Genomic DNA, 25,389 nt, shown 5'->3' with positions numbered 1-25,389 from the left:
CAGACGCTCCACTGTGGACGAATCAGGCGAGGGGTCGCCGTGCCTGGTCCGGGATGTGGCCGTGCAGGCTCAGCCTGCGCATCTCGACGTGCTCCCGGCGCGCGGACAGCGTGATGCGATGCCCGTCCAGCGTGGTCAGGTCGATGGTGCGCACGGGGCGTGAGACGACCCCGTCGAGCTGAGTCCGCCGCCATCGGTCGGCGAGGTGGTAGTAGCTCAGCCACAGGGCGTCGCCCAGCTCGGCGAGCAACGCGCGCCGAGGCCGCTGGGAGGCCGGGTCGGCCGGTGGGGCGATGGGAAGGTGGGATGCCGACATCACGCCGGGACTCCCGTCCCCGGCCGGAAAACAGCCGGTTCAGTTTTTCGCCGAGTACGACATGGGCTTGACCGCCCACGTACGAGGTGTTCCCGGCAAAATCGACACTACACCAATTCCGATTTGATCAGGAAAATGTGCTTCCTGATTTTTCTGCTACGACTCTTCGCAGGTGAGAGCCCTATTCGGTGATCCGCCAGATGCCAAGCAGAAAATATCGTGAGCGCGTAACATGAGGTGAAACACAAAATTCGGCAGAACGTAACTCAATTCGGCTCTCCGGTGGGCCGCGATGTCCTCCGTCCGGCCGCGTACACGACCGCCCGGTAACACGCGCGCCGCGGCCACGGTCCGGAAAATGGTGCCCCTAGGCGCGCGTCAGCGTCTCCGCCAGGAACGGCAAGGCGAGCGCGAGGACCTCGTCGGGTGTCTGGACGTGCGGGTAGTGCCCGGCGCCCTCGATGACCGCCAGTTCACCGCGTCCCCGAGGCAGGTCGGCGATGACCTTCTCGCCCTCGGCGCGCGGGTCGGCCCAGTCGGGGTCGGCGCTGCCCATGACGACCAGGACCGGACACGTGACGTTGGCCAGCTGCGCACCGGCGTCGGCGGGACTGGTCTTGCACATGGCCTGAAGGACCTTCATCCGGCCGGGCTCGCGCAGCTTGGCCTCGATGCGGGCGAGTTCGGCGTCCCAGTCGGCGGGCTTGGCCGGCACCGCCACGTCGAGGTAGCGCTTCCAGCTCTCCAGGCTTCCGCCGAACATGACCTTCGCGAGCTGGGTGTAGCCCGCACGGAAATGCTTGACGCGCAACAGTCCTGCGAGATCGACGGACTGCGCGCGCGTGAACGGCGCGAGCTCGATGACGCCGGTGATCACGTCGGGTGCGGTGGCGGCGGCGATGGTCGCGGCACCGCCGCTGATCGACTGGCCGACGATCACGGCCGGGCCGCCGAGGTGGCGGACGACGGCGACCAGGTCACCGGCGATGTCCGTGCGGCTGTAGCCGTTCCAGCCCAGGCTCGAGTCACCGCAACCGCGGATGTCGACGTTCGCGACCCGGTACCCCCTTGCGGCCAGAGCGGGGGCGAGGAAGCGGTAGGAGTGGCGGCTGTCGCCGATGCCATGAGCCAGCACGACGAGCGGGCCCTGCCCGGTCACGTCGTAGGCGATGGTGTTTCCGGCGATGTTCAGGTACTCGGTCATGCCGTCCTCCGAGACAAAAAGCTAATGGTATTAGCTGAAAGCTAAGACCATTAGCCTAACTCTGTCAAGGGTGCGACGTCTCAGTCCTGATCGCTGGAGTCAGCGGAGGCCGGACCTGGGGGTCGGTTCCAGCCGCACCGTCGACTCGGCACCGCTCAGCAGTGCCGACACCACGTCGACGACTGTCGCGCATCGGGGGTGGCTGTGGACGGCGTCCAGGACCCGTTCGCGGTCCGCGGCGTCCTCGAAGCGCCGGATCCAGACGAAGCTGTCCTCGTCGTCGGCCACGGTGAAGGAGCCGACCACGGTCATGCCCATCTCGCGGTGCAGGGGGATGACGGTCTCGTCCATGTACTGCGCCAGTTCGGGGCCGAGGCCGGCGCGGGCGTGTTCTGTCCGGATCTCGTAGAACATCGAGTTCTCCTCGTCGGCCGTCAGGTTGTTGATGCGGAGCGTTGGGCGGCGAGTGCGTAGACGTCCGGGGATCCCTCCCACGGACAGGTGCGCCGCACGGCCCAGTGGGTGATCAGCCAGCGTCCGCCGTGCTTGTGCAGCTTCAGCTGCCAGTACCCGCGCATGGTGCAGTGGTCGACGACGCCTGGGTCCGCGGGGACGTGGTGGTAGGCGACCACGTGTGCGCGGCATTCGGCGTCGTCGCCTGACAGGCGCACGTCCAGGTTGGAGGTGGCGTGGTGGGTGCTGTCGAAGCCGGTGAGGGTGTTGCTCGCCAGGGCGACCAGGTCTGCGGCCGCCGTGGTGGCCGGTGGTGTGCCGAAGTGGTGGGTGGACAGGTCCAGCAGCACTTCGTCGGCGAGCAGCCGACGCAGCGTGGGCCAGTCCTTGTCGTCCTGGGAGTGGGCGAGGCCGGCGACGACATCGGCGATGGCCGCGCGGTCGGCCAGTTCTTTGAGGGTGGTCACGCCCGCACCTCCGCGCGTTCGATCAGCGGCAGCACCAGGCGGCTGGGATGTGCCGGTCCGTGGTGGACTCTGTTGACGGCGACGGTCAGGTCGTCCTCGGTGTCGGTGGCGATCGTGCCCCCGGTGTTGGTGTTGCGGTCGTAGCGGGGGAAGTTGCTGCTGGAGACCTCGAGCCGGATGCGGTGTCCCGCGAGGAAGACGTTCGAGGTGACGCCTGTGTCGATGGTCAGCTCGTACACCGTGCCCGGTTCCATGAGCGCCGGGTCGGTCAGGGAGTCGCGGTAACGGGCGCGCTGGATGCCTTCGCACAGCAGGATCGCCCTGCCGTCGGGGTGCACGTCGACGAGTTTGCCGGTGAAGTCGGTGTCCGGCGCCGAGCTGGAGACGTGGAGCACCAGGGTGACGTGCCCGGTCACTTCGACCGGATGATCGAGGACGTCGGTGGTGAAGCACAGCACGTCGTCCCGTGCTTCGACCGCTGCCTGGTCGGCCGGACCGGGGTAGTCGCCGGACGCGCCCGCCAGCACGGTGCCGCCCAGCGTGGGAACAGGGCGGCGCGGGTCGTAAAGAAAGGTGTCCGTCGCCTCCTCCTGCACGCCGTCGCGTGTCAGGACTCCGTCGCTCGTGGCGGTGTTGGCGCGACCGCCACCGGAGAGGAAGAAGTCGGTGTAGCCGGTGCCGGGCAGCGGCCAGTCCTCCTCGTCGCGCCACCGGTCGATGCCCATGACGAAGATCCGGACGCGGTGCGTGTGATCGGGAGTGTCCGTCCGGCCGCGGACCCAGCGGTCGAAGAACCTCAGGTGCTCGTCGGTGACGCCGGCGGCCTTGATGCTGCCCGCGAGGCCGAACGACCGGTCCGGGAACGTGCCGAGGTCGGCGCCGTCGGGGTGTGCCCAGGGGCCGACGATGAGCCGTTGGCCGTCGCGGGCGGCGGCGGTGCCGCCGTGGTTGCGCATCATCGTGTACGACCGGATGGTTTCGCCGATGAACACGTCGTACCAGCCGCCGATCTGGAGTGCCGGGACGTTGATGCTGCCGCAGCGGTCAATCGGGGCGACCTCCTGCCAGAACGCGTCGTGTTCAGGATGGCCGAGCACCTCGCCGAACCACGGCAGGTTGCGCGTCACGGCGTCTCGCCCGGAAAGCGGATCGCGCAACGGCCGAGGGCTGTCCACAATGGACAACAGCTTCTGCGCGTCGGCAGGGTCACCGCGGCCGTCCGTGAGATCCCGGCGCAGGTTGCGCAGCGCCGAAAGCGTGCTCCACGTGAGCAGGGTGTCCTGGGACAACGCGCCGCCGGGGGAGTACCACGGTGCGCGGTACAGGTCGGCTGAGCTCATCACGGGTGCGATCGCGCGCAACGCCGGTGAGGCGTGCGCGGCCGCGAGCCATTGCGTGAAGCCCATGTAGGACCCGCCCCACATGCCGACTGTGCCGTCACACCACGGTTGTTCGGCCAGCCACGTGAGGGTGTCGGCACCGTCACGACTTTCGTGAACGCCCGGCACGAAGTTCCCGGGTGATCGGGAAGTCCCGCGAACGTCCTGCGCCACCACCGCGTATCCGGCTTCCACGAACGCGAACACGTCCGGCAGCTTCGGGTTGCCGTACGTTCCGGCGTCGTCCTTGCCGTAGGGAGTGCGAATCAGCAGAACGGGGAAGGGACCTGGACCTTCGGGGTGCCACACGTTCGTGGCGAGGGCGATGCCGTCGCGCATCGGCACGGTCACGTCCACGTCGACGGAGAACCTCATGCCCGCACCTGGACCTGCGCAGAGTTCTGGGGCGTGATCATCCAGTGGCTGAACGCGGCGTAGTGCCGCGCGAACTCCTGTGGTGTGGGAGCGTGTTCAACCGCTGCGGACAGCTCTGCGACGCGGGCGTACCGCGGAATCCGGTCGGCCTGGTAGGCCGCCAGTGCGGTGGGCACGTCGCCGGCGGCGAGCAGGTCCCCGAGCAGGGCGGCGTCCTCGATGCCCAGCGTCGCTCCGGCGGTGATGTGCGGCGAGATCGCGTGTGCCGCGTCCCCGGCCAGCGCGACCCGTGCGGAAACCCAGTGCGGCAGTGGCGGTACGAGCATGATCTGGTTGTGCAGGATCAGCTCTTCCGGTGTCGCGCCGATCAGCCGGGCCAGAACTCCGTCCTGGCCGTCCTCCAGGTGGAGGGCGCGTTCCAGCGCCTGCTGCTTGCGGGTACCGGTCAGCGGTGGTGACTTGAACTGGTTCACGAGCCAGTAGACGCTGCCGTCGTAGGTGCGCACGTACCCGCCGCGGCACCCGTTGGTGCCCAGAATCAGCCGGTTCCCCTGGACGCCGGTGCCGTCGGCCGGGACGACCGCGCGCCAGACCTGATGGCCGCGGTGTTCCTGCGCCGGACTGCCCGGCACCAGCTGCGTGCGCACCGCCGAGTACGCCCCGTCCGCTCCGACGAGCACGTCCGCTTCCGCGCTGCTGCCGTCGGTCAACCGGACGGTGATGCCATCAGCGTGTTCCTCGTACCCGTGGAACCCCGTGTCGAGGCGGATGTTCTCGCGTCCCACGGCATCGGCGAGCAGATCGGTCAGCTTCGCGCGGTGCACCAACAGGTACCGGTGGTCCTCGACGCCGAATTCCGGCGTCTCGAGCAGGCGCCCGGCGGGGTCGTGGAAGTACATCTCGCTGGGTTTGCCGATGGCGCGCACCTGCTCGCCGATGCCGAGCTCGTCGAACACCGCCAGCGCGTTCGCCCAGAGTCCCAGCCCGGCACCGGCCGCGCGGATCTCCGGCGCCTGCTCGCAGATCAGCACGTCGATCCCCGCCCGGCGAAGGGCGATTCCCGTTGTAAGCCCGACGATTCCGGCGCCGATCACCACAGCCCGCGTCACAGTCATGTCCTTGTCCTCCAACGGTTTCTTCCTGATCTCGACAGTAGGAGGAATGGCGGATTAACTCCAGTGCAACTCTGGCAAGGAAGGATTGCGGATGTGATAATCGGCGGGTGGACTACATCGATCTGAATCTGATCGAGGCGTTGGACGCGCTGCTCGCCGAGAACAGCGTGACCAAGGCAGCCGCCCGGCTGCACACCTCGGCGCCCGCGATGAGCCGTGCCCTGGCCCGGTTGCGCCGGACCTTCGACGACCCACTGCTGGTGCGGGCCGGGCGCGATCTCGTGCCCACCCCGCGGGCGCTGGAACTGCGCGGCGAGGTGCACGCGATCGCCACCAGAGCCCGGGCGCTGTTCGCGCCGTCCACCACCGCCGATCCGCGAACCGCGGTGCGCATGTTCGACCTGCAGGTCACCGACATGCTCTCCACGACCTTCATCCCCTCGCTCATCGACGACCTGCGCGAGCAGGCGCCCGGCATCTCGTTGCGCCTGCGACCGGAGAACCTCGAGGACACCCCGGCGCTGCGAGAAGGCTTGGTGGACCTGGAGATCGGCAGCATCCGCCCGGGTGACTCGGAGATCCACTCGGAAGCACTCGTCACCGAGACGCTGATCGCCGCGGTGCGTCCCGGCCACCCACTCGCGAAGGCGAAGACCGTGACGCCACAACGGTTCGCCGCCGCCGATCACATCGTCGTGTCGCGGCGCGGCCGGGCCCACGGCCCGATCGACGAACAACTGGCGGAGCTGGGACTGAGCCGGCGCGTCGTGGCCGTGGTGCCCACGTTCGCGAGCGCGCTGTTCCTCGCCTCGGAGACCGATGTCGTCTGCATCGCCCCGGCCAGGCTGGCCCAGCGGATGCTGGACACGTTGGGGCTCCGCGCGTTCCCGATCCCTCTCGCGCTGCCGTCGGTGACCGTCGCCATGGCGTGGCATCCACGCAACCACCACGACCGCACGCACCAACTGCTGCGCGAACGCGCCCGTCACATCATGGCCATCGCCGCCGAGGGGGTCAGTCGGTGACGGCGTCCTGCACGGCGGGGCTTCTGCGGTGGTGCAGACGGCGCACGACCTCGATGAACCCGGTCACCACCAACGCGAGACCGACGCCGACGGCGATCGCCAGGAGCGTGTTCTCCTGGAACAGGACGCCGCCGAGGTAGCCGGTGAGCGCGGTGTAGGCGCTCCAGGACGCGGTGGCGAACGCGACGAACAGCACGTACCTGCCGAGTGGGAAGCCGACGAGCCCGGTGGACAACGTGGCCAGGTAACGCCCGACCGGGATGAAGCGCGTGGTCACCAGGATGAAGCCGCCGCGGGCGTCGAGCTCGCGGGCGAACCAGTCGTGCGCCGCGCGGCGTTTGGTGCCGGGCGGGAGACGCTTGAGCAAGCGCGTGCCGAACAGCCGTCCTGCCGTGTACGGAACCATGTCGCCGAGGAAGGCGCCGAGTGTCGTGGCGGCGATGACGAGCACGATGTCGGTCTGCCCGGTCGCGGCGTAGACACCTGCGACGATCACGACCGGCTCACTCGGGATCAGGGGCAGGAACGAGTCCAGGAAGGACACCGCGATCAGCACGGCGTAGAGCCACGGCGAGGAGATGAGCGACTCGGCGAGCCGCATCCAGTCGATCACGAAGGATCCTTTCCCGCACGGCGGCAGGGATGTACGCGCGCCATTGATGTTCGAACACGAATTCGTGCTTTTCTGTCGCCGCCCGGTAATGGCGATCGCCCTGGGCTCCCTTGTGAAACTAGGCAGGGATCAATGTGGCGACAAGTGCGTTCTCGGCAACAATGTGTTCGTCCTGGCGCAATCGGGCCGGACGCAGCACACGACGGCCTGGACCAGGCCGTCGTGTGCTGCGTGCCCTGGAACTCTCAGCCGCTGACGGAGGCCGAGAAGTTGTCGACCGCCAGACCGGTGCCGCCGTTCCACGGTTCGAACCCGGCCTGGATGCTGGTCAGGTACCACGAGTTCGTGATCGCACCGCGGTTGCGCACGTCGTTGATGAAGTCGAGCACGCTGAACGACCACGAGTTGATCGGTGACGGCGCGACGTAGGAGATGACGTTGTTGCCGCCGTTGTTGCCGCGCCACACCTGCCAGCTGCGACCGCCGACGTTCGTCGTGCCGACCGCGCTGCCGATGGGCTGGATCGAGCCCTGGCGGTTGAACCAGATCATGATCTCCATCTGGTTCACGCCGTTGGTCTTCGGCGTGGGATCGAGCCAGATGTCGTAGGAGGCGTTGTAGGTGCCGCCGGTGTACCGGTAGTTGATGGACGACGTGGCGCTGCGGATCCGGCTGACCTGCATCGGCAGGGTGGAGCCGGGGGAGCAGTTGGTGTAGTGGCAACCGAGGAACGCCGACGGGTACGACACCGGCGCTCCGTTGGTCGGGGACGAGCCCTGCTGGCTGGTGATCTGAAAGCCGGATGACGTGACGTTGATGCATTGCTGGGCCGAGGTGCCCCACCGGTTGTTCTGCACCACGTAACGGCCCTGGATGGTGGTCGATCCGTACTGGTCGCAGATCCTCACATCGGCGTGAGCGGGGGCTGCTGTCGCGACAAAAGTGCTCGCCACCAGCAAGCCGGCGGCAGCCACTGCACGGATGGTCCTTCGCATGGCGACTCCAATGACAGGTTATGGGAGCGCTCCCAGAGTACCGAGATGTCAATGAGCGGGCAGATCATCGAATAGGCGCCGTCGAATAGCGCGTCGAATCGACGGTAATGCTCAGACAAGTCGGAAGATGCATTTGTGCAGTGCGCACTAAGGCCTGGGGGAGATCAGTCCTGCCGGTCGCGTGCCACGAGCTTGCGCTGGGTCCGGCGGCCTTGCGCCACCATGAACGGAATCGCGCGCAGCCCGAAGCACGGGAACGTGTCCGCCAGCCTGGCCAGTGCCCCGCGCCACCGGGGGATGGCGGAGACCGGCTTCGGTTTGTCGAGCACTGCGGCGACGGCGGCGGCGACGTCGGCGGGTTGCAGCAGCGTGCCGGAGAACGACAGCGCGGCCGCCGGATCGTCGAGCTTGTCGTGGAGCATCGGTGTCCAGATGCCGTCCGGGCAGACGCACGAGATGTCGATGTCCTGGACGCCCGCCTGCCGGAGATCGGCGAGGGTGCTGAGGCTGAAGCCGATGGCCGCGTGCTTGGAGGCGGCGTACACCGCTTCGCCGACGACGGGCGTGATGCCCGCCAGGGACACGATGTTCACGACGTGCCCGCCGCCGTGGCCGCGCATGGCCTGGATCGCGGCGACCGTTCCGTTGATGGTGCCGAGGGCGTTGACCTCGATCATCAGCCCGCGGGTGGCGGCGTCCTGCTCCCACGCGGGCCCGGTCATCAGCACCCCCGCGTTGTTGACCCAGACGTCGAGCCGGCCCGCACGGGCGACGATGTCGTCGCGCGCCGCTTGCACCGCCGCGTCGTCCCGCACGTCGAGCACCCGCGCGGTCGCGCCGATCTCTGTGGCCGTCGCGGTCGCGGTGGCTTCGTCGACGTCGGTGACCAGCACCGTGTAGCCGCGTTCGACCAGCATCCGCGCGACCAGCTTGCCCACGCCGCGCCCGGCTCCGGTCACGACCGCGCCTGCTTTCGCCGTCATGGCAGCAGTATCGCGTCCTTCGCGCCGTCGATCGACCCCGGTGACGTCACGTGGAGTGCCACGTCACGGCGGAGTCGGTGTTCGCCCGCGTGGTGCGGAAGCCGTTGGCAGGATGCGCCGTGTCGGGATAGCCGAACGAGACTCCGACGACGACGCGCCTGGAGTCCGGCAGCCCGAAGTGGTCGCGCAGGAAGCCGGAGTACCCCGCGAGCGCTGCCTGTGGCGCCGCGGCGAGGCCGAGGCTCTGCGCGGCGAGCAGGAACGAGTTGAGGTAGAGGCCGCAGTCGATCGCGCCGTAGACGCCGAGGTCGGCCTCGGTGGTGATGATCGCGACGTGCGGTGCGTCGAACAGCTCGAAGTTGCGCAGCATCTGCCGGCCCGTGCCCTGGTGATCGCCACGTTCGATGCCGAGGCTGGTGTAGAGCTGCTTGCCGCACTCCCGTCGGCGTTCCTGGTGGACGCCCGTGTACTGGGTGGGGAAGGGGAAGTCCGGCTGGCCCGGATTGGTCTGCAGGTGCTCGAGCAGCCGCGTGCGCATCCGGTCCGTCGCGGCGCCTTCGGTGACGACCACGTGCCACGGCTGGGTGTTGCACCAGGACGGGGTGCGTTGGGCGAGGACGAGCGCCTGCTCGATGGTGTCCCTCGGGACGGGCTCTGGCAGGAACTGGCGGCAGGTCCACCTCTCGGCGAGCAACCGGCGCAGCGCCTCGTGCAGGTCTGGGGGCGTGACGGCGGCCGCGCTCACGGGAACCTCCGAAGGTGGTCTCTTTTCGAGACCGACGCTAGCACGGAGCAGTCTCGAAAAGAGACCACCTTCGGTAGGGTCGCGGCATGCGGTACGAACAGCTCGCCGACCTGCCCTGCTCGATCACCCGCCCGCTGGTGGTGCTGGGGGACAGGTGGACGTTGCTGATCCTCAAGGAGGCGTTCGCGGGTGTGCGGCGGTTCAACGCGTTCCAGGGCAACCTGGGCATTCCGCGCAGCCGCCTGCAGGACCGGCTCGGGCGGCTGGTGGAGCACGGGATCCTGGTGCGGCAGCAGGCTGCCGACGGGGACCACGCCGAGTACCGGCTCAGCCGCAAGGGGCACGACCTCTACCCGATCCTGATGGCGATCAAGGACTGGGGCGACGCCCACATGGCGCCTGACGGGCCGCCGGTGCACTACCGGCATCGCGACTGCCCCGGCGAGGCACGGGTCTCTCTGGCGTGCGACTGCTGCGGAGAACGAATGACGGCGCACGACGTCGTGCCCGAGGCCGGTCCCGGACTTCTGGCCCATGTCGACGCGGGTGCACCGGGCTAGTTCCCGGTCAGCCGGGGTGCGCGTGGAACTCCACCGGTGCCCCGGCCGTGGCCTTCTCCGTTCGAGCGGGCGCCGGAGAAGAGGACGACGACCTCGCAGCTCGCCGGAGTCGACCAGCGCCACGAGCCCGCCGCCCGCCGGGCGGTAGACCGACGGACGCGGGCTCGGTGGTCTCGTGCAACCGGCGCACTTCTGCGCCGAGATCACGCGACGCCATGACGTGAGTGTCTCTTGTGGAGCGAATGCGGTGTCTCGGTCGTCCTTTTGGGTCGGTCAGCCGGTGGAGCAGGCTGTGCCGTTGAGGGTGAACGAGGACGGCGCCACCGCGTTTCCGGTGTGGACGGCCTGAAAGCCGATGTCGACCGACCTGCCGGGCGGGATCGTGGCGTTGTGGCCGGCGTTGCGGGCGGTGACCTGGCCGGTCGTCGGCGCGTAGGTGGCGTTCCAGCCGGAGGTGATGGTCTGCCCGCCGGCCAGGGTGAAGCCGAGGGACCAGCCGTTGACCGCCGCGGTGCCGGTGTTGGTGATGGCGAGGCTCGCGGTCAGACCGTTGTTCCAGGCGTTGACGGTGGCCTTGACGGCGCACGTGCCCGGCGTCGGCGGGTTCGGGTCACCGCCACCGATGACGCCGAAGAACTCGAGTGCGACGGCGGCCATGCCCGACGACGGCAGGCTGTGCCCGGCGCCCTGGATGCTGTAGGCCTCGACCTTGTCCGAGTAGCGGCTGCGGTTCCAGCCGGCGCGCGGGGTGTCGGTCGACGTCGGCGTCTGGCTCAGGCCGAACACGTCGGTCCACTGCTCGACCTCCTCCTGCAGCAGCGAGTACGGCACGAGTGTGTCCGCGGTGCCGTGCCACAGCTGCATCTTCGGCCGCGGGCCGGTGTAGCCGGGGTAGGCCTGCCGGACGAGGTTGCCCCACTCCTGGGGAGTGCGGTTCAGGCCGCCGCCCCCGGTGCACCGGCTGCTGCCCGGCGGGTAGTCGGCGGCGTTGGCGAAGCAGTGGAACGGCACGCCCATGAACGCCGCGCCCGCCTTGAACACGTCCGGGTAGAGGGCGAGCATCTCGTTGGTCATCATGCCGCCGGAGGACGACCCGGTGGCGAAGACCCGGTCCGGGTCGCCGCCGTAGCGCTGCTGGACGTGCGTCACCATCGAGACGATCGACACCGGGTCGCTGCCGCCACCGCGGCGCTTGGCCGCGTCCGACCACGTGTCGAAGCACTTGCCGAACCCGGCTTCCTGCTGCGCGCTCGGGTAGATGACGATGAAACCGTGCCTGTCGGCGAGCGAGGCGAACTCGCTTCCCGAGTAGAAGCCGGGACCGGAGCCGCCGCAGCCGTGCATGGCGACCACGATCGCGGGCTTGGCCGGCCGGGTGTCCGGCACGTAGACGTGCATGCGCATCCGGCCTGGGTTGTCGCCGAAACCGGTCACCTCCACCAGTGAAGCGGCGGACGCCGGTGTCGCCGGCACGACGCCGGCGAGAGCGAGCACGGCGATGACGATGGCTATGAGCGTCGTTCTGCGCGTGATCACGAATGACCTCCGGTCAGGGCTTTCGAGTCCCCCGGACCGCGAAGCTATTCACTTTCGTGACGGTCGTCAAACTTTCGACGTACGAATTTGGTGAGGCGTTCGACGAACGAGTTCTCCCAGTTCAGTGCGAGGTGTCGCTGATGGTCAAGGTCAGATTTGAGTCGGTGACCGTCACGACGACGTGCTGTCCACCGCGCAGTTCGTCCGCGAGCAGTGCGCGGGAGAGGCGCCGGTCGAGCTCCTTGACGATGGTGCGGCGCAACGGCCGTGCGCCGTACTCGGGTACGTAACCGCGGGCGGCGAGCCAGTCGACGGCCTGTGCGTCCACGTCCAGCGTGATGTTCTGTTCGCGCAGCCGCTGGCGGGTGGGTTCGAGCAGCAACGAGGCGATCTGCCGCAGCTGGGCGGCGTCGAGCCCGCGGAACAGGATGATCTCGTCGAGGCGGTTGAGGAACTCCGGGCGGAAACTGCGGCGGACGGCCGCCATCAGCGGTTCCCTCAGCTGTTCGGCCGCGACACCCGAGGTGGCCGCGGCGAGGAGCTGGTCGGCGCCGATGTTGCTGGTCATGATGATCACGGTGTTGGTGAAGTCGGCGGTACGTCCGCCGGCGTCGGTGAGCCTGCCCGCGTCGAGCACCTGCAGCAGGGTGTTGAAGATGTCGGGGTGCGCCTTCTCGATCTCGTCGAGCAGGAGGACCGAGTACGGGGTTCGCCGGACCGCGCCGGTGAGCTGACCGGCTTCCTCGTGGCCGGCGTACCCCGGCGGCACGCCGATCAGCCGCGTGACCGCGTGCGCCTGCGAGAACTCGCTCATGTCGAACCGGATCAGCCGGTCCTCCGAGCCGAACAGCGCTTCGGCCAACGCCCGTGCGATCTCGGTCTTGCCCACGCCGGTCGGGCCGAGGAACAGGAAGGAGCCGACGGGCCGGTGCGGGTGCTTGAGACCGGCGCGACCCTGACGGACGGCGTCGGCGACCGCCTCGACGGCCTCGTCCTGCCCGACGATCCGCTGGTGCAGGTGGTCCTCCAGGTGCAGCAACCGGTGCCGTTCGGCCTCGGTGAGCTGGGCGACCGGGATGCCCGTGCTGCGGGACACGATCTCTGCGACGTCGTTCGCCACGACCTGGGGCGCGTCGGCCAGTGCGGCGCGGGCGGCCTCCAGTTCGGCGATGGCCTGGTCGAGCTCGGCGGTGAGGAACACCGCGTCCTCGCCCTGTGCGGCGTCCTTCTCGCGCTCCAGCCGCCGCACCCGTTGTTCGAGCAGCACCGGATCCGGTGGCATCGGGGACTTCTCGCGCAACCGGACCCGCGCACCCGCGCGGTCGACCAGGTCCACGGCCTTGTCCGGCAGGAACCGGTCGGCGACGTACCGGGCCGACAGCTCCACGGCGGACACGATCGCCTCGTCCGAGATCCGCACGCCGTGGTGCATCTCGTAACGGCCGCGCAGCCCGCGCAGGATGGCGATCGCCTCGTCGACCGACGGTTCGGCGACCTGGATCGGCTGGAACCGCCGCTCCAGCGCGGCGTCCTTCGCGATGTACCGCCGGTAGTCCTCGGCCGTGGTGGCCCCGATGACCTGCACCCGTCCGGTCGTGAGCACGGGTTTGAGCATGGTCGCGGCGTCCATCGGCGCGCCCTCCGCGCTCCCGGCGCCCACCAGGACGTGCAGCTCGTCGATGAACAGGACGACCATCCTGTCCGTCGCCGTCACCTCGGCGATGACCCCTTCGAGCCGTTCCTCGAACTCGCCCCGGTACTTCGCCCCGGCGACCATGCCCGCCAGGTCCAGCGAGATCAGGCGTCTGCCGCTCAGCGTGGCGGGCACCTCGCCGCTCGCGATCCGTGCCGCGATGCCCTCGACGACGGCGGTCTTGCCCACGCCGGGATCGCCGATCAGAACGGGATTGTTCTTGGTGCGCCGCGACAACACCTCGAGCACCTCGTCGATCACGTCCTCCCGGCCGATCACCGGGTCGAGCAGGCCGTCCCGCGCCGCGGCGGTGAGGTCACGCCCGAAGCGGTCGGTGCGCCGCGTCGCGGACGGTTCCTCCGATCCGCCGAACAGCTTTCCGACCAGGTCCTCCCAGGAGTAGGACCCGAAGCCGAACACCCAGTCGTCTGCCATCGGCCGCCATCTTCGCTCGATCGGAGGGCTTGCGTCTCCAATCTTCCGCCTCGTGGCCCGAGAACACAGGTCAGGCCTGCGACGGCACGGCGTGGTCGACGCGACGACCTACCGCCGCCCGGTCGCCGGTCGCCGTGGCCATAAGGCGATTGGGGGAGTGGTGAGATGGCATGAAGAACGTGACCCCGATCGACAATCGTTCGACAATTTCGCGAAGTCCTGCCATTCGATTCATTCGATTATCGGGTCGCTTGACTGCGAGGCACGAGCGCTGTTAGGACTGATTGTGCTTCATTCAGGCCGCGTTGCCGATCGGCCGGACATCTGAGTTGTCTCAACCCTGCACGAGATCAACTTTGTGGAGATGCCATGTCAGCACGTCGAGACCAGTCCGACATCGAAGGTTCGCAGCCCTTGCGCCGGCGGACGTTGCTCGCGGCGGGCGCCGCGCTACCGGTGCTGGCGGTGGCGACACCTGCCGCGGCGGCCACCTCGGTGGTCGTCGAACCGTCGAACGTGCAGCAGACGATCCTGGGCTTCGGCGGCATGAACCACACCGTCTGGATCAGCGATCTGACCGCAGCGCAGCGCGAAACGGCGTTCGGCAACGGTGCGGGGCAGCTGGGGTTCACCGTGCTGCGCATTCCTGTCCACGAGGACAGGGCGAACTGGAGTCGCGAGGTCGCCACCGCCAGGCGCGCGGTCGAGCTCGGGGCCAAGGTGATCGCCTCGCCGTGGAACCCGCCTGCCTCGATGACCGAGAGCTTCTCCGGAGGCAAGCGGCTGCGGTACGCCTCCTACGGTGCCTATGCGCAGCACCTGAACGACTTCTCCGCGTTCATGGCGAACAACGGAGTCAACCTGTACGGCATCTCGGTCCAGAACGAGCCGGACTACGCGCAGGAATGGACGGCGTGGACCTCCGGTGAAATCGTCAGGTTCCTGCGCGAGAACGCGGGCACCATCAACACCAGGGTCATCGCTCCCGAGTCGTTCCAATATCGCAAGAACCTCTCCGACCCCATCCTCAACGACGCCGCCGCACTGGCGAATGTGGACATCATCGGCGCGCACCTCTACGGCACCCAGCCCGCGGACTTTCCGTACCCGCTGTTCCAGCAGAAGGGCAGCGGCAAAGAGTTGTGGATGACCGAGGTCTACCACCCCAACAGCAGCGACTCCGCCGACCTGTGGCCGCAGGCGCTCGACGTGGGCGAGCACATCCACCGCGCGCTGGTGAACGGCCGGTTCCAGACCTATGTGTGGTGGTACATCCGCCGCTCCTACGGTCCGATGCGCGAGGACGGGCAGATCAGCAAGCGCGGCGCCAACATGGCGCACTTCTCGAAATGGGTTCGGCCCGGCTACTCGCGCATCACCGCGACCGCGAACCCGCAGTCGAACGTCTACATCTCTGCGTTCAAGAGCGGATCCAGGATCGTGATCGTCGCCGTCAACAAGAACACGTCGCCGGTCGACCACGTGTTCACCATCCGGGACGTCGGTTCCGCGACGATCTCGACCTGGCTGACCAGCCAGACCGCGACCCTCGGCCATTACAACGACTTCACCATGTCGAACGGGTCCTTCAACGCCCAGTTGCCTGCCCGCAGCATCAGGACGTTCGTCCTGAACTGAGGCCATCGCGCTCATCAAGGCGCGGCCGTGCGTGCAGAACGATGCGCTTCGCCGTCCATTATTCCTTGCAGTCGAACGATTTCGAGCGTCTGCACGACGAACTGCCAGGGCCCGACTCCGAGCTGTCGCAGCCCTGGCGCGTGGTCGTGCGCGACCGTCACCACGGCTCCGGCGAACAGCAGCCACCAGAACGCCCGCGCAGGCCACCGAACCCGGCCGAGCCGGGCTTGGTGGAACGGAACGTGCCGCTCCTCGTCCCGCAGGATCCGATCCGCGACCTCAACGGTGAGTGGGTCACGACTGCCGTCCCGCAACGCCCGGTAGTACCGCAGAGCCACGGTTTCCGCGATGAGCAGCACCATCAGCTCCAGTCGCAGTCCCAGCGCACGACGCAACCGGACGAACACCACGTCCGTCCAATGTGAACTGATCGTCGGCTGGCCTGCCGCCCGCAGCAGATGCTCCAGCATCCGCGCGTGGTTCTGCTCCTCGGCGACGAACAGCCGCACCGCCGCGCCGTACGTCCCGCCGCCCGCCTTGGCGATCAGGTTGGCGCCGTCGCCGGACTCGCCGACCTGGAACCGTTGCACGCTCTTGACGACGTCGGGGTGCATCCGGGCGCCGACGGCCCAGTCGGGATCGCCCACTCGCTTCCGGCGCGCGGCTTCGGCCTCGAAGTTCTCGACCCATGTGGTGAACATGAACGGAAGACGGCCGGGCCGCCGCACGCGTTGGCCGGGTTGTGGGGAGGTTCTGTGAAGGTTCGGCGTGCGGGTGACTACGCCTCGAACTTCGTCCATTGCCCCTCGGAGACCACCTCGACGGAGCCGTCGACGACCTTGATGGCCGTCTGGTCGTCGATCGCGTAGGCGGGCACGCCGATCTCGGCGGCCCACCGCTCCGCGTCGGCCATGGTGTTCGTGGGGAAGACGTCCAGGTGCGGGAAGATCGAGAAGTCGACGACCCCCAGCGTCCGGTCGTCCGGAGCCGCGGGCCACTCGACGAAGTCCGTCCCGACGCGGGGCGTCATCACCATGCTTCCGGCGCTCACGCCCACCCAGACCTTGTCGGGCAGGGAAGGCAGCAGATCGGCCAGCCCGGACTCCCGCAGCCAATGGCACAGGTACGTCGCGTCGCCGCCGTTGACCAGGAGCACGTCCGCCTCGTAGACCCAGGGAACCCATCGCCGCGCGTCGATGGTGGGCAGTGCGGTGAGCTCGAGGACGCCGAGCGACGCCCAGCCCAGGCCGGAAGAATGCCGGGACCTGGGGTCGGCGGCGGCCACGAATCCCCGCACCGACGCCGGACTGCTCATCGGGTTCCCCCACTGGGCTGTCGGAATGCAGAGGGCGTAGCACTCGGAGATCGGCTTGCCGGCAAGCTGCTCGAGCGCCGAGTGGATGCTCGGGTTCGTGACGCCGCCTGAGGTGAGCAAGAGCTTCACAGTTGTCTCCAAACGTGCGCGGAAGGTCGATGTGGTTGTAGACCACGGACCTGCTCGCAACTCATCGCGGATCCCAGGGCGACGTTCCACGACCGAGATTCGGACCACCTAGGTCACGAGCGCGCCTCCGTGCGCGAGCCCAGCAGACCGCGGGCGGCGAGGTTCTCCATCAGCGCGGTGATGCCGAACGCCCAGTCGTCGGCGTCCTCGGCCGTGTTCACGACGTTCGTCAGCGCGCCCAATCGGGGCGAGGAGATGCGAACGACGTCCCCGACCTTGTGGGTGAACCCTTCGCCGGGCTGGTCCCGGTCCTCGGTCGGAGCGAACATCGTGCCGGTGAACAGCGCGAACCCGTCGGGATAGCGGTGGTGGGGGCCGAAAGCGTGGGACACGAGGTCCTCGAGCTCCCGGCTGATCTCGGAGACCGGATTCACGCCGTGCAGCTCGAAACCGTCGGGGCCGGTGATGTCCAAGGCGATCTCGGTGGCTTTGGCGTCCGCCAGGCTGAACCCGTCGTCGAACAGCCGCAGGAACGGCCCGATGGCGCAGGAAGCGTTGTTGTCCTTCGCCTCGGTGAGCAGCAGAGCACTGCGGCCCTCGAAGTCGCGCAGGTTGACGTCGTTGCCGAGCGTCGCGCCGACCGGGTTCCCGCGCGAGTCCACCACCAGGACGAGCTCGGGCTCGGGGTTGTTCCAGGCCGAGCGGGCGAGAACGCCGATGTCGGCACCCAGCCCCACCGCCGAGAGCACCGGGGCCTTGGTGAAGATCTCAGGGTCCGGGCCGATACCGACCTCGAGGTACTGCGACCACAGGCCCTCGGCCTGAAGAACCCTCTTCACCTCCGCGGCCTCCGCGGACCCCGGCTTCAGGTTCGAGATGTGGCCCTGGACGATCGCGCCCACCTTCGCGCGAACTTCCTCGGCCCGCGTGGGATCCCCGTCGGCGCGCTCTTCGATGACCCGCTCGAGCATGCTGCGGACGAAGGTCACGCCGGCGGCCTTGAGCACCTGCAGGTCGACCGGTGCCAGAAACCGGGGAACGGCATCGGCCGGGTTCGTCGTGGCGGCCAGAACCTCCGCGAGCGGCCACGACGTGCCGCCCTGGTGATTCTTGACGATCTCCAGCGCGTCCGGCCGCTCGAGCAGCGACGAAACGGTCGCCGCCAGCGGCGACAGGTCGATGACCTCGTCGCCGCGGACCGTCACGACCGAAGGGCCGGCCGCGGACGGGTCGAAGACCCTCGCGACAAGCGTGGCGTCCGCTGCGTCGTGAGGAAGAACGTTGGCTGCGTCGAGCGAGATCCCCATGGAGATCCTTCCTGCCGGCACCACAGATCAGTTCGAAGTCCCGATGAGCTTCCCCTGTCCCGGCTTCGAGTGACAGCTCTGCCTCGGAGCAGGCGAAGACCGAACTCCGCATCGCGGGATATTCGATCGCTGCCACCCGGCCCTCTGCGGCAGCATGAGGAATCCGGGGTGTTCGGAGGGGGCGGATGGTAGTGCCAGGATCGGAGAGGCCTGTCCGCAAGAACGCGGTGCCGCTCGCCCTGCGCCTGTACGGAAAGGAAGTGCGGCGCCACGGATTCATCTCCGCGGGGGCACTCGTGTTGCCCGCGCTGGGCGTCACCTGCCAGCTCTATCTCGCGCCGTTGGCGGTGGGCGGGCTCGTGGGAAAGCTCGCGGGTGGTGGGGGCACGAGCCTGAGCGCCGTCCTGCCGTACGTGCTGGCCTTCGGCGGTTTCATGCTGCTCTCGGAACTGTTGTGGCGCATCGGCCTGCACTGCCTCAACCGCGTGGACGGCCGCGGCATCGAGAACCTGTCCGCCCTCGCGATGGACGAGCTGCTGGGGAAGGACGCGGCGTTCTTCCACGACAACTTCGCCGGGTCGCTCACCAAACGGGTGCTGGGCTTCGCGTTCCGCTTCGAGGACTTCGTGGACACGCTGGCGTTCAAGATCTTCGCCAACGTCATCCCGCTGGGTTTCGCCTGCGTCGTGCTGTGGAGCTACCACCCGGTGCTCGTCGCGGTGCTGGTCGGCCTGATCCTGGTCACGGGATGTGTGGTCGCGCCGCTCATCCGCCACCGCCAGCGGCTGGTCGACGAGCGCGAGGCCGCCATCGCCCAGGTGTCCGGCCACGTCTCGGACACGCTCACGAACATGGAGACGGTGCGGGCGTTCGCCGCCGAGCGGCGAGAGGGAGCGGAGCACCGGACCCGTGCCGCCAGGCAGCGAACGCTGGCAATGCGGTCGTGGGACTACAACAACCTGCGCATCGACACCGTCATCGCCCCGCTGTCCGTGCTCACCAACGTGCTCGGCCTCGTGGTCGCGATCGGGGTCAGCGACGGGCTCGGCGTGGAGGCGATCGTGGTGACGTTCGCCTACTTCGGGAACGCGACGCGGATCATGTTCGAGTTCAACCAGATCTACCGGCAGGTGGAGAGCGCGCTCACCGAGGCGGCCCAGTTCACCGAACTGCTGCTCGACCCGCCGACCGTGCTCGACCTGTCGCACCCGGAACCGTTGCGCGTGAAGGACTCCCGGGTCCAGTTCGAGAACGTCGTGTTCACGCACGGCGGTGGCGAGCCGCTGTTCGACGGGCTCGACCTCGACATCCCGGCGGGCACGCGGATAGGGCTCGTCGGCCGCTCCGGCGGCGGCAAGACCACGCTCACCCGGCTGCTTCTGCGGCTGATGGACGTCGACCGGGGCCGCGTCCTCATCGGCGGCCAGGACATCGCCCGCCTGAGTCAGGCCGACCTGCGGGGCCTGATCGGGTACGTGCCCCAGGACCCGGCCATGTTCCACCGGACGCTGCGCGAGAACATCGCGTTCGCACGGCCGGGCGCGACCGACGCCGAGATCCACCGCGCCGCGCATGCCGCGCACGTGACGGAGTTCGTGGACGCGCTGCCCGACGGGTTCGACACGATGGTCGGCGAACGCGGCATCAAACTGTCCGGCGGACAGCGGCAGCGGGTCGCGCTGGCCCGCGCCATCCTGCGTGACGCGCCGATCCTGCTGCTGGACGAGGCGACCAGCGCGCTGGACTCGGAGAGCGAGGTGCTGGTCCAGGAGGCGCTGTGGCGGCTCATGGAGGGCCGCACCGCGATCGTCGTGGCGCACCGGCTGAGCACGGTCGTGCGGATGGACCGGCTGATCGTGCTCGACCGGGGCCGGATCGTCGAACAGGGCACCCACGCGGAACTTCTGGACGTCGACGGGACGTACGCGAAGCTGTGGCGCCACCAGTCCGGCGGCTTCCTCGACGAGGCGGTGCCCGCCGAATCCCTGTCCGGTGAACGGGCGCGGTGAGCCCGAAGCGACGCGACGACCGGGAAGGTGACGACGCTCCGCAGGTGTCCTCGTGAGTGGAATCGCTCCGGTGAACGTTGACCTTCGCGGGTCACTCGATCCGGCGATTTCGCGCCTTGCCAGGCGCGCCGACTAGTCCGATGTGGACACAACCGGCAGGTTGTCACAGCGTCGCAACCGAAACACGGGGAAGGAACGACGAGCGGATGATTCGAATCGTGCCCGCCAAGGATCAGCACATGCGGGTGACCTGGGCGCTGCCCCGGCACGAGCCGCCAGGGCCGGTGAGCGTGGTCGGTGACTTCAACGGCTGGAAACCGGGAGCGACCGAACTCCGCGCCCGCTCCAACGGCAACCGCACCGCGGCGGTCGTCGTTCCGCGCGGCACGACGCTGCGGTTCCGCTACCTCGGCTCGAACGGCCACTGGTTCGACGACTCGGACGCGGCGGCACAGGACGACCACGGCTGCGTGATCACCGTCTGACGGGGCACCAGGTCAGCCGGCGAGCGGGTCGGCCCCTGCTACGCGTCCTTCTCCCGGACCGTGGTCAGCGAGGTGAGCCCGGACATCTCGAGGATCGGCGCGAGCAACGGGTTCGCGATCAGCTCGGCCCGCTCGGCGTGCGTGAACAGCACGCTCATCCCGGCGCTGTCGATGTACTGCACCTCGGACAGGTCGACGACCAGCGGACCGGTCGTGTCCGCGAACGCGGCCGCGAAGGCCTCGGCGTTGCTCAGGTCGATCTCACCGACCGCCTTGATGGCCGAGCGGCCCTGCGGATCGACGGTCTTGGTCAGCGTCAGCGGCGTCGTCATCGAGAATCCTCACCTGCATCGTCACGGTGGTGCCGGATGGATCGGGACGAATGGTGACCTCGTCCATCATCTTCCTCATGATCGCGGTACCCCGGCCACGCTTCGTCGCGGGGTCGCTGGCCTGTGGTTTCCAGGTGCCGGTGTCGGCGACGGTCGCGAGCAACCCGGAGCTGCCCGCCGTCTCCACCCGGACCCGGACGTCCTTGCGGGCGGTCTCCAGATAGGCGTGCTCGACGGCGTTGGTGCACGCCTCCCCGACGGCCAGCAGGACGCTCTGGGCGCGTTTCGCGGAGAGCCCGCACTGCCGCAGCCAGGTGCGCAACGCGTGACGGGCGCCGCCGAGCTGGCCTGGCTCCGCGGGGAAGGTCATGTCCAGCGGCGCCGGATGCCGGTACAGGAGCATGGCCACGTCGTCGTCGTAGCCTCCCTCCGGTGCCAGTGCGGCCATGATCTGGCCGGCGAGGTCCTCCAGGCCGCTCGCACGGCCTTCCTGGACGGCACGCGCGGCCTTGTCCATGCCCTCGGTCAGCGAGCTGCGACGGCGTTCGACGAGTCCGTCGGTGTAGGTGAGCAGGGTGGAGCGGGGCGGCAGGTGGCACTCGGCCTCCGTGCGCGGCACGCCCACCTTGACCGCGAGCGGGATGGACCGCCCGCCTTCGAGCAGGTGGGTGGTGCCGTCTGCCAGCGCCAGGATCGCGGGCGGGTGTCCGGCGCTCGAGTAGACGAGGTGTCCGGTGGAGGGGTCGAGGACTCCGCAGAACACCGTGGTGCACAAGGCGCCGGGAACTCCGTCGGCGAAGTGGTCGAGCGCCATGAGTGCGCGTGCGGGCCCGGTCTCCTGCAGCATCAACGCACGGCAGGCGCTGCGCAGCTGACCCATCACCGCCGCGGCGCTGAGGCCGCGGCCGACGCAGTCCCCGACGACGATGCCGATGCGCTTGTCCGGCAACGGGAACGTGTCGTACCAGTCACCGCCGACCTCGAGCGGACGCGCCGCCGGTTCGTAGCGCACAGCGAACCCGCCGGGCAGGTGCGACGGGCCCAGGATGGCTCGTTGCAGCGCCAGCGCCGTCTCCCGCTGCTGGTCGATCTGCCGCGCCCGGGACAGGCCCTGCGTGAGATGACCGGCCAGCAACGACAGCAGCAGCTCGTCCTGCTCGGTGAAGCCGTTGTGCGAGTGGAGGCGCAGCCACAGCACCATCGGCCCGTCGGGGTGCTCGACGGTGACGGCGGCGCTGCCCCGCTCCGGGGAGACGGGGGTGAGCGCCCGGTGGTCCTTCACCTCGTCGAGCGTCGAGCGCAGGTCCGCCGGGAGGTCGTCCCAGGCGAGGTGCCCGGCGACGGTGGTGACCCGCGGCGTCTCGTGGCGGCCGAAGACGACGGCCAGCACCTGCTCGGCCCGCCACAGGGTCTCCAGGTGCTCGAGCGCGCCGGACAGCGCCTCGGGCGCGCTGGTCGCCCGCGACAACCGCAGGCTGAGCTCCGCGAGCGCGGCCTCACGCCTGCGCGCGTGGTGCTCGGCGGTGACGTCGCGGAAGGTGCCGACCGTCATCGTCCTGCCGCTGTCCGGGTCGCGGGCGGGGTTCATGAGGGCGCTGACCCACAGCCTCCTGCCGTCGCGATGGGTGACCGGGACGGTGTGGCTGCGCTGGTCGCGCCCGGACCTGGCCTCGAACGCCCCGGCGAACTGGCTGTGCGCCTCGGGATCGGTCCGCTCGTCCGGCCACCACGGGTGCGGGACGGCGTAGGGCAGGCCGTCCGGCCCGTAGCCGAGGATGTCGGTGAACGCGGCGTTGACCTCGACGACGGTGCCGTCGTCGTCGCAGACGAAGAACGCCTCCTGCAGGGAGTCGATCAGCGCGTCACGCCAGCGGGCGTGCCGGCCGCGCAGCCGGGAGAGGTCCACGTTCGCCCGCACCCGCGCCAGGAGGTCCGCGGCGGCGAACGGTTTGACGAGGTAGTCGTCCGCGCCGGCCAGCAGCCCCTCGCCGGACGCCTCCTGCCCGGCTCTGGCGGACAGCAGCAGCACCGGCACGGCCATGGTCCGCGGGTCCGCTCGCAGGGCCGCGACCAGCGAAAGACCGTCCATGCGCGGCATCATCACGTCGCTGACCACCAGGTCCGGCGGATGAGCGCGCGCGGTCTCCAGCGCCGCCTGGCCGTCGTTCACGGCACGGACCTCGTACCCGGCCCTGAACAGCAACCGGGTGAGGTACTCCCTCATGTCCGCGTTGTCGTCGACGACCAGCACGGTCGCGGGCACCTGCGGCGCGGCGCCGGCCGCCGGGCTGGGCAACAGCTCCTCGACGGCGGGACCGGAGTCCGGCAGCCACTGCAACGCCTCCTGCACGTAGGGGGCGGCGATGTCCGACACCGTCGGCGGCACGGGCTCCCGCGACACCGCCTCGGCGGGCAGGTGGTCCGTGCCGAACGGCAGCTCGACGGTGAAGCTGGTGCCCTCTCCCTCGACGCTGTCGGCGCGGATGGTGCCGCCGTGCAGATGGACGAGCTCCTGCACGAGCGCGAGCCCGATACCGCTGCCCTCCCTCGACCGCGACCAGCTGTTCTCGATGCGGTGGAAGCGTTCGAACAGCCTGGGGATCTCGTGCCGCGGCACGCCGACCCCGGTGTCGCTGACCGTCACGACCGCGTTGTCCGCCCCGGCGCGCACGGTGATGCCGACCGAGCCCTCGACGGTGAACTTGAGCGCGTTGCTCAGCAGGTTCAGCACGACCTTCTCCCACAGGCCGAGGTCGATGTGCACCGGCTCTGGCAGGGGGGAGCAGTCGATCTCGAAGTCCAGCCCCGCCTTCTCCACGGCCGAGCGGAAGACGCCGGCCAGCTCCGCGGTGATCGTCGCGAGCTCGACGGGCTGGAAGCGCGCCTGCATGCGGCCCGCCTCGAGCCGGGAGACGTCCAGCAGCGTGTTGACCAGCTTGCCGAGCCGCAGGCCGTTGCGGTGGATGACCTCCAGTTCCTGACCTGCCTGCGGGTCCGCCTCCGCCAGCCGGTTCCGCAGGTCCTGCACCGGGCCCATGATGAGTGTGAGCGGGGTGCGGAACTCGTGGCTGATGTTGGAGAAGAACGTGGTCTTGGCACGGTCGAGCTCGGCGAGTTCCTCGGCACGTCGTTGCTGCGCCTGGAAGTCGTGCGCTCCCGCGATGCCGGAGGCGATGTGTCCCGCGACCAGGTCGACGAACCCGCGGTAGCCGTCGTCGAGCGGCCGGTGCCGGTTCAGACCGGCGACCAGGAACCCGTGCGGTGCGCCGCCCGGCCGCTGCAGCGGCACCACCAGGGCGCTGGCGGGAGGTCTGTGCCAGTCGCCGCTGGGAAGATCGGTGAACCGTTCGAGCTCGACCTCGACGGAGCCGCCGCCCAGCACGGTCGCCACCGGCCACGGCGGTGACTCGTCCGAGGGCGAGAGGATCGCCGGAGCGATCGGATGACCCGGCTTGATCCCCGTCGTCCCGGCCAGCCGGGCGCGGCCGTGGTCGGCGAGGTAGATCAGGGTGAACGGCAGGTCCCGCCGGTTGCGCTCGAGCTGCGCGCAGTCGAACGCCAGCACCTCTCGTTCCTGCCGCGCGACGGTGGGATCCGAGCCGAGGTCCCGAAGCGTCGCCATCCGCCGTTCACCGATGACGCGTTCGGTCTCCTCGCTGACCACGCACAACATTCCTGCCACCGCACCGTGGTCGTCACGCAGCGGGCTGTAGGAGAAGGTGTGGTAGGTCTCCTCCGAATACCCGGAACGCTCCAGGAACAACAACAACGCCTCGTCCCAGGTCGCATGCCCGGTGCTGAGCACGCTGTCCACTCTGGGCTCGACGTCCTCCCAGATCTCCGCCCACACCTCGGCGGCCGGTCTGCCCAACGCCCACGGGTACTTGCGTCCCAGCGTGTTGCGCCGATAGGCGTTGTTGCAGAAGAAGGTCAGCTCCGGCCCCCACGCCAGCCACATCGAGAACCGGGACGACAGCAGGACGCTGACAGCGGTCAGCAGGCTCTGCGGCCAGCCGGCCGGCGGACCGAGCGGGGTGGCGGCCCAGTTCACCGCGGCGAGGTCGCGGCCGATCTCCGGGTCCTCGGCGAACACATCGGTGAGCGCGGAACGGTCGTCTCCGTGTCCGTTGTTGTCAAAGCGCCCCACCGACCGTTCCCTTCGCCGCACCCCGACATGCTGATCTGTCCAGGGTGCCGACACCCGGCGACGGCTGCACAACGAGTGGCGACGAATGTGCGGTGGACAACATCGGCGTCGGCCACCCGCCGGGGAGGTCCGA

At 69.0% G+C, this 25,389-nt stretch carries 22 protein-coding genes; 5 read left to right on the top strand and 17 right to left on the bottom strand.

Features of this window, described 5'->3' with window-relative positions; genetic code table 11:
• Nucleotides 1-22 precede the first annotated feature (22 nt).
• The 6 genes from OG205_RS11550 to OG205_RS11525 all read right to left on the bottom strand — a co-directional run bounded on the left by OG205_RS11550 (nt 23) and on the right by OG205_RS11525 (nt 5,309).
• On the bottom strand, nt 23-319 hold the full coding sequence (locus OG205_RS11550; protein ID WP_330276203.1) for a hypothetical protein: 297 nt from the start codon (nt 317-319) through the stop codon (nt 23-25).
• A gap of 364 nt (nt 320-683) precedes the next feature.
• Entirely contained in the window at nt 684-1,520 is an 837-nt protein-coding gene (locus OG205_RS11545; RefSeq protein ID WP_330276202.1) for an alpha/beta fold hydrolase, read from the bottom strand.
• A gap of 99 nt (nt 1,521-1,619) precedes the next feature.
• Nucleotides 1,620-1,934 (bottom strand): NIPSNAP family protein, encoded by a 315-nt coding sequence (locus OG205_RS11540; RefSeq protein ID WP_330276201.1) that lies wholly within the window; start codon nt 1,932-1,934, stop codon nt 1,620-1,622.
• 20 nt (nt 1,935-1,954) lie between these two features.
• Complete coding sequence (locus OG205_RS11535; protein WP_330276200.1) at nt 1,955-2,440, bottom strand: nuclear transport factor 2 family protein; 486 nt, start codon at nt 2,438-2,440, stop codon at nt 1,955-1,957.
• Entirely contained in the window at nt 2,437-4,194 is a 1,758-nt protein-coding gene (locus OG205_RS11530; protein WP_330276199.1) for a CocE/NonD family hydrolase, read from the bottom strand. The genes OG205_RS11535 and OG205_RS11530 overlap by 4 nt, the downstream gene beginning before the upstream one ends.
• Nucleotides 4,191-5,309, bottom strand: coding sequence for an FAD-dependent monooxygenase (locus tag OG205_RS11525; RefSeq protein ID WP_330276198.1), 1,119 nt, complete (start codon nt 5,307-5,309; stop codon nt 4,191-4,193). Before OG205_RS11525 ends, OG205_RS11530 begins: the two co-directional genes overlap by 4 nt.
• Before the next feature lie 107 nt (nt 5,310-5,416).
• Between OG205_RS11525 and OG205_RS11520 the strand changes: the two genes are divergently transcribed.
• A complete protein-coding gene (locus OG205_RS11520; protein WP_330276197.1) occupies nt 5,417-6,334 on the top strand; it encodes a LysR family transcriptional regulator in 918 nt (305 codons plus the stop codon).
• Here the strand turns inward: OG205_RS11520 and OG205_RS11515 are convergent.
• The 4 genes from OG205_RS11515 to OG205_RS11500 all read right to left on the bottom strand — a co-directional run bounded on the left by OG205_RS11515 (nt 6,324) and on the right by OG205_RS11500 (nt 9,670).
• On the bottom strand, nt 6,324-6,947 hold the full coding sequence (locus OG205_RS11515) for a DedA family protein (RefSeq protein WP_330276196.1): 624 nt from the start codon (nt 6,945-6,947) through the stop codon (nt 6,324-6,326). The two genes, OG205_RS11520 and OG205_RS11515, sit on opposite strands and share 11 nt — an antisense overlap.
• 245 nt (nt 6,948-7,192) lie before the next feature.
• Entirely contained in the window at nt 7,193-7,921 is a 729-nt protein-coding gene (locus OG205_RS11510; protein ID WP_330276195.1) for a GH12 family glycosyl hydrolase domain-containing protein, read from the bottom strand.
• Nucleotides 7,922-8,106: 185 nt separating this feature from the next.
• Entirely contained in the window at nt 8,107-8,925 is an 819-nt protein-coding gene (locus OG205_RS11505) for an SDR family oxidoreductase (RefSeq protein WP_330276194.1), read from the bottom strand.
• Nucleotides 8,926-8,971: 46 nt separating this feature from the next.
• Nucleotides 8,972-9,670, bottom strand: coding sequence for a nitroreductase (locus tag OG205_RS11500; protein ID WP_330276193.1), 699 nt, complete (start codon nt 9,668-9,670; stop codon nt 8,972-8,974).
• Nucleotides 9,671-9,756: 86 nt separating this feature from the next.
• Here OG205_RS11500 and OG205_RS11495 point away from each other — a divergent pair, with 86 nt between their 5' ends.
• Nucleotides 9,757-10,230, top strand: coding sequence for a winged helix-turn-helix transcriptional regulator (locus OG205_RS11495; protein ID WP_330276192.1), 474 nt, complete (start codon nt 9,757-9,759; stop codon nt 10,228-10,230).
• A 273-nt stretch (nt 10,231-10,503) separates the two neighbouring features.
• On the opposite strand, the gene OG205_RS11490 is transcribed toward OG205_RS11495, so the two are convergent.
• Both OG205_RS11490 and OG205_RS11485 read right to left on the bottom strand, forming a co-directional pair.
• Nucleotides 10,504-11,766 (bottom strand): extracellular catalytic domain type 1 short-chain-length polyhydroxyalkanoate depolymerase, encoded by a 1,263-nt coding sequence (locus tag OG205_RS11490; RefSeq protein ID WP_330276191.1) that lies wholly within the window; start codon nt 11,764-11,766, stop codon nt 10,504-10,506.
• 121 nt (nt 11,767-11,887) lie between these two features.
• On the bottom strand, nt 11,888-13,894 hold the full coding sequence (locus OG205_RS11485) for an ATP-dependent Clp protease ATP-binding subunit (RefSeq protein WP_330276190.1): 2,007 nt from the start codon (nt 13,892-13,894) through the stop codon (nt 11,888-11,890).
• A gap of 369 nt (nt 13,895-14,263) precedes the next feature.
• On the opposite strand from OG205_RS11485, the gene OG205_RS11480 reads away from it, so the two are divergent.
• Entirely contained in the window at nt 14,264-15,532 is a 1,269-nt protein-coding gene (locus OG205_RS11480) for a glucuronoxylanase (RefSeq protein ID WP_330276189.1), read from the top strand.
• Between the two features lie 14 nt (nt 15,533-15,546).
• Here OG205_RS11480 and OG205_RS11475 read toward each other — a convergent pair whose 3' ends face one another.
• From OG205_RS11475 to OG205_RS11465, 3 genes are all read right to left on the bottom strand, one after another.
• Nucleotides 15,547-16,233 (bottom strand): ferritin-like domain-containing protein, encoded by a 687-nt coding sequence (locus tag OG205_RS11475; RefSeq protein ID WP_330276188.1) that lies wholly within the window; start codon nt 16,231-16,233, stop codon nt 15,547-15,549.
• Between the two features lie 77 nt (nt 16,234-16,310).
• On the bottom strand, nt 16,311-16,976 hold the full coding sequence (locus OG205_RS11470) for a Type 1 glutamine amidotransferase-like domain-containing protein (RefSeq protein WP_330276187.1): 666 nt from the start codon (nt 16,974-16,976) through the stop codon (nt 16,311-16,313).
• A 113-nt stretch (nt 16,977-17,089) separates the two neighbouring features.
• Entirely contained in the window at nt 17,090-18,283 is a 1,194-nt protein-coding gene (locus OG205_RS11465) for a fumarylacetoacetate hydrolase family protein (RefSeq protein WP_330276186.1), read from the bottom strand.
• A 185-nt stretch (nt 18,284-18,468) separates the two neighbouring features.
• On the opposite strand from OG205_RS11465, the gene OG205_RS11460 reads away from it, so the two are divergent.
• Nucleotides 18,469-20,292 carry an ABC transporter ATP-binding protein gene (locus tag OG205_RS11460; RefSeq protein ID WP_330276185.1) on the top strand — a complete coding sequence of 608 codons (1,824 nt, stop codon included), beginning with the start codon at nt 18,469-18,471 and terminating at the stop codon, nt 20,290-20,292.
• Between the two features lie 218 nt (nt 20,293-20,510).
• Nucleotides 20,511-20,777, top strand: coding sequence for an isoamylase (locus tag OG205_RS11455; RefSeq protein ID WP_330276184.1), 267 nt, complete (start codon nt 20,511-20,513; stop codon nt 20,775-20,777).
• A gap of 38 nt (nt 20,778-20,815) precedes the next feature.
• Here OG205_RS11455 and OG205_RS11450 read toward each other — a convergent pair whose 3' ends face one another.
• Both OG205_RS11450 and OG205_RS11445 read right to left on the bottom strand, forming a co-directional pair.
• Nucleotides 20,816-21,109 (bottom strand): STAS domain-containing protein, encoded by a 294-nt coding sequence (locus OG205_RS11450; protein ID WP_330276183.1) that lies wholly within the window; start codon nt 21,107-21,109, stop codon nt 20,816-20,818.
• Nucleotides 21,039-25,256 (bottom strand): SpoIIE family protein phosphatase, encoded by a 4,218-nt coding sequence (locus OG205_RS11445; RefSeq protein WP_330276182.1) that lies wholly within the window; start codon nt 25,254-25,256, stop codon nt 21,039-21,041. Before OG205_RS11445 ends, OG205_RS11450 begins: the two co-directional genes overlap by 71 nt.
• Nucleotides 25,257-25,389 lie beyond the last annotated feature (133 nt).

It is taken from the genome of Lentzea sp. NBC_00516, assembly GCF_036346835.1.
Classification (GTDB): domain Bacteria; phylum Actinomycetota; class Actinomycetes; order Mycobacteriales; family Pseudonocardiaceae; genus Lentzea; species Lentzea sokolovensis.
The sequence above is the reverse complement of the archived record's forward strand: the minus strand, read 5'-3'. Positions and strand labels throughout refer to the sequence as shown.